The 4,524-nt window shown below is 72.3% G+C and carries 2 protein-coding genes and 1 pseudogene; 2 read left to right on the plus strand and 1 reads right to left on the minus strand.

What is annotated here, in order from left to right; translation table 11 throughout:
* Positions 1–212 precede the first annotated feature (212 nt).
* Positions 213–848: a YafY family protein gene (locus D7Y15_RS42410; RefSeq protein ID WP_121756108.1), complete on the minus strand. Its 636-nt coding sequence runs from the start codon at positions 846–848 to the stop codon at positions 213–215.
* Positions 849–1,039: 191 nt separating this feature from the next.
* On the opposite strand from D7Y15_RS42410, the gene D7Y15_RS42415 reads away from it, so the two are divergent.
* Complete coding sequence (locus D7Y15_RS42415; protein WP_121756107.1) at positions 1,040–3,523, plus strand: ribonuclease H-like domain-containing protein; 2,484 nt, start codon at positions 1,040–1,042, stop codon at positions 3,521–3,523.
* A gap of 85 nt (positions 3,524–3,608) precedes the next feature.
* Positions 3,609–4,524 (plus strand): annotated as a pseudogene (locus tag D7Y15_RS42420) (hypothetical protein); the annotation flags it as partial.

The following is a 4,524-nucleotide window of genomic DNA, read 5'->3' on the forward strand; positions in this document are numbered from 1 at the left end:
CCACCACCACCCCCTTGCCCTACGTCACGACCCCCAGCACGGTGATGGGCCCCCAGGCCGTGGGCATCTCCGGCGGCAACCAGCCCGTGCCCATCCAGAACCCATACACCTGCGTGAACTTCATCATCGCGACGGAAGGCGTCTTCCCCTCGCGCGGCTGAGGCCCACGGCAGGAGGGCGCCGCGACAGGAGCACGGCCCCTCCTTCGCGCTTCAGGCCCCCACCACCTCCGCGCGTGTGATGCGATCCAACCGGAAGTGGCGCCGCTCCCCGGACGCGAGGTCCACCGCGTCCAGCCGCGTCTCGTGCCGGTCCATCACCACGGACTCGACGCGCACCTCGCGCACCGTCTCCAGGAAGTTGCTGTCCACGTAGGTGATGCGCAGCGGCTGTCGCTCGAACCACGCGCGCTCCAGGGCCTCGCGCACGGGCTTGCGAGTGGGCAGGGACGGCACGCCCAGGAACGTCAGCTCACGCAGCCGGGCCAGCAGCTCCCGCTGCGCGGACGTGGACAGCGCGGAGCGCACCTTGTCCAGCGCCGACTCCAGCGTCCCCGTGAAGGGCAACAGCCGCATGTCGATGGCGAAGCGTCCCAGCGCCACCACCAGCGCCGCCTCGCGCGCGGTGAAGTTCACCGGCGGCAGGCTGTAGCCCCGGTCCAGCGCGTAGCCACCGCCCCGGCCCCGCTCCGCGCCCACCGGCAGCGCCGCGGCGCGCAACGCGTCCAGGTCCCGGTAGATGGTCCGCACCGTCACGCTGAAGCGCTCCGCCAGCACCTCCGCGGTGACGCCGGTGCGGCGGCCCCTCAGGTACTCGGCGAGGGCGAAGAGTCGCTCGGTGCGCTGCATGACGATGAATCCTGACATACCGCTGTCAGCCGGGGGCCTCAAGCTGGGGCCGAGCCCCAGCGATGCGAAGCCCTTCCGACAGCGCCACGCCGCTCCTGTCCGCCCACCCTTGCGAAGCGGGCCCTCGCGCGCCTATGAGCGCCCGGAGCAGCGCCCGCGCGCCGCGCCTTCCGTCCCCCGAGTCCCCGCCCATGGTCCCGCCGCCCCATCCGCTGGAGGACGAGTGGTTGTGGGGATGGGACCCCACGCCGGGCATCGTGTCCGTCTGGGCGGAGCCGGACGGGCGAGCCTTCATCTGGAAGCGGCAGCAGGGCACGCACGCGAGGCTGCGCGAGGACGCGAGGTACCGGCCCTGGGTGCTGCTCTCGTCGCTCCAGGACCTGGAGCACCTGGGGGACGCGCTCCGCCCGGAAGGCATGCCGCCGGTGCCGGGCGCGATGACGTTCCGTGAACTGGAGGGCCCCGGCGCGCTGCGCTTCCTCGTCAGCGCGGATGACGGCCGCGCGCTGGCGTCCGCGGTGCTCAAGGGCGCATCGAAGCGGTTGGATCAACGCGTGGGCCACCTGCGCGACCTGGGCCCGGCCGCGGCGCTGGTGCTGCCTCCGGAGGAGCAGTACCTGGTGGCCACCGGCCGCACGTACTTCCGCGACCTGGTCTTCGACGACCTGCGAAGGCTCCAGTTCGACCTGGAGACCACCGGCCTGGACCCATCCAGGGACCGCATCTTCCTCGTGGCGGTGAGGGATCCAGACGGCCGGGCGGAGACGCTGGAGGTGACAGCGGACGGAGACGCGGGTGAGGCGGACCTGTTGCGCCGGCTGGTCGCGCGCATCCGCGAGGCCGACCCCGACGTGGTGGAGAACCACAACCTGCACGGCTTCGACCTGCCCTTCCTGGACCAGCGCGCGAAGCGGCTGAACGTGTCGCTGGCGCTGGGCCGAGCGGGGCTGCCGGGCCTGCGCCACCGCCCCTCGGCGAGAGGCGCCGCGCTGAACCGAGGGCCCGGAGGCCGTGACGCGGACGCCATGCGCCGCGCGCGCTACACCGTCCCTGGCCGCGAGTTCATCGACACGCTGGACGCCGTGCGCCGCCACGACTTCGCCGCCCGCGACCTGCCCGGCCACGGACTCAAGGCGGTGGCGCGGCACCTGGGCCTATCCGGGCCCGACCGCGAGCTCATCCCCGGCGCGCGCGTGCACGAGGTCTTCCTGAAGGACCCGGAGCGCGTGCGCCGCTACGCGCGCGAGGACGTGACGGAGGCCGCGGGGCTGGCGCACCTCATGGGCGGCGCGGCGTTCGCGCTCGCGCGCATGGCCCCCCGGCGCTACGAGCGGCTGGCGGACGCGGGACCGGCGACGGGCGTGTTGGATCCGCTGCTGGTGCGCGCCTACGTGCGCTCGGGCGCGGCGCTGCCCGGGCACGAATCCGGCGACGGCACGTCCCACAGCGGCGCGGCGCTGCACCTGTTCGCCTCCGGCGTCGCGCGGCACATCGTGAAGGCGGACGTGGCCAGCCTCTACCCATCGCTGATGCGCCAGTACCGCATCGGGCCGAAGCGCGACCGGCTGAACGCGCTGCTCGCGCTGGTGGACCGGCTGGTGGATCAGCGCCTGGACGCGAAGGCCAAGGGGAAGAATGCCCCGCCCGGTTCCCCGGAGCGGCACACGCACGAAGCCATCTCCGCGGCGATGAAGCTGCTGATCAACTCCGCCTACGGATACATGGGCGCGGTGGGCCTCACCCGCTTCTCGGACGTGCACGCCGCCAACGAGGTGACTCGGCGCGGACGCGAACTGCTGGGCCTGATGTGCCGCGAGCTGGCACAACGGGGCGTGACGCTGCTGGAGGCCGACACGGACGGCGTCTACTTCGCGGTGCCTGAAGCCTGGACGGAAGCAGACGAGCGCCGCGTGGTGTCGGAAGTCGCGGCCCTGCTGCCGCCGCGAGTGAAGCTGGAGTTCGACGGGCGCTACGCCGCCATGCTGTCGCACGAACCGAAGAACTACGCGCTCCAGCCCTACGCCGGGCCCCTGCTGCTGCGCGGCGTGGCCTTCCGCTCCAGCCGCGCGGAGCCCTATGGAGAAGACTTCCTGCGCCGAGCCCTCCAGCACCTGCTGGCCGGCGACGTGCGAGCCGTGCGCGACACGTACGTGGACGCGGTGATGGCACTCCGGCGGCGGAAGGTGCCCACCTTCGAGGTCACCGCGCAGGTGCGGCTGACCAAGTCCCCCTCGCAGTACCTGGCCACGCGCAAGCAGCGCAGGGAGCTGCCGTACGAAGCGCTGCTCACGAACGGCCGCGAGCACTGGTCCCTGGGCGAGCGCGTGCGCATCTACCGCGCCACCGGCGGCCGCGCGGGCCTGCTCCCGGAAGCACTCACCGAGGACGGCGAACCCGCCCCGCGCCCCACTCCAGGCGAGCCCGCGGGCGACGACGCGCGCGACTACGACGTCGAGTACTACGTGCGCCAGCTCAAGGACTCGTTCGCGGCCCGGCTCGCGCGAGGCCTGGCCCCGGAGGACTTCGCCACCGTGTTCGCGGACCCCGACCAGCCCTCCCTCTTCACTCCGTCGCTCGCGGACGCGCGGCCCGTGCTCAACATCGTGAGAGAGCCCCGAGGCCCGGAGTTCGGTGAGGACACGCAGGTAGTTGGAGCCCCGCCCTTCTCACCGTGACTGGAACCCTGCCGTGTCCCGGTTGCTCCGGGAGTCAGTGGGAGGCTTCTGCTACGTTGCGTCAACTTCGATGGTCTTCTCGTTGATGAAGCGTCTCCCGCCGCGCGCGCTGGTGGTTCCCGGCACCGTGGCCCTGCTGCTCCTGCTTCCCTGGCTCATCTATTGGAGCGCGGTCATCCACCGGTATGGCCTGCGTGACGACTACGCCATCCTGCGCGAGGCGCGCGAGGAGCCGGGGAAGATCCTCCGTTTCTGCGCGTCGCAGGGCCGCCCGCTCTACGGCTGGATGCTGGAGGTGTCCGCGAAGGCGGCCAACGGCATCGACGGGCTGGTGGGACTGCGGCTGATGGGCGTGGCCGGCCTGGGAGTGCTCGCGGCGGCGGTGTTCCTGCTGCTGCGCAAGGAGGGCTGGCGGACGGGCTCCGCCGCGCTGCTGGCGGGGTTCCTCACGGTCACGCCGTCCGCGCAGGTCATCGCCAACTGGAGCATCTGCTGGCCGCAGGCCCTGGCGCTGATGCTGGGCCTGGGCGCGTTCGCCTTCGCCCGCCGCGCCATCGGTCCGCCGGGAGCGGAGGCCTCCGTCCGGTGGCCGTACGCGCTGGCCGCGGTGGGGAGCATGGCAAGCGCGACGCTCATCTATCAGGTGAGCGGCCTGTTCTCCGCGGTGCTGCTGGCGGCGGCGCTGGTGGTGCACCGCGCCGTGTCGCTGAAGGACACGGCGCGATGGATGATCAAGCACCTGCTGGTGATGGCCGCGGGCCTGGCGCTCGCGTACGCCGTCACGCAGGTGCTGTTCAAGGCGGGCATCTTCCCGCCCTCGCCCCGGCTCAGCTTCGAGAAGCACTGGGTGGACAAGACCGTCTGGGCGCTCACGCACGTGTTCCCCAACGCGCTCGCGCTGTCCGCGCTCAACGAGGCGCCGCTGGGCGACATGGACGGCTACTGGGCCATGGTGGTGCTGACGCTGACGCTCCTGGGCGTGGGCATCGCGGTGGAGGGGC

The organism is Corallococcus sp. AB030 (assembly GCF_003668965.1).
In the GTDB taxonomy this organism is placed as follows: Bacteria; Myxococcota; Myxococcia; order Myxococcales; family Myxococcaceae; genus Corallococcus; species Corallococcus exiguus.

What these genes read in the sequence shown, in the direction of transcription:
- D7Y15_RS42410 (WP_121756108.1), bottom strand. Translation starts at nt 848, where the DNA reads ATGCAGCGCACCGAGCGACTCTTCGCCCTCGCCGAGTACCTGAGGGGC.
- D7Y15_RS42415 (WP_121756107.1), top strand. Translation starts at nt 1,040, where the DNA reads ATGGTCCCGCCGCCCCATCCGCTGGAGGACGAGTGGTTGTGGGGATGG.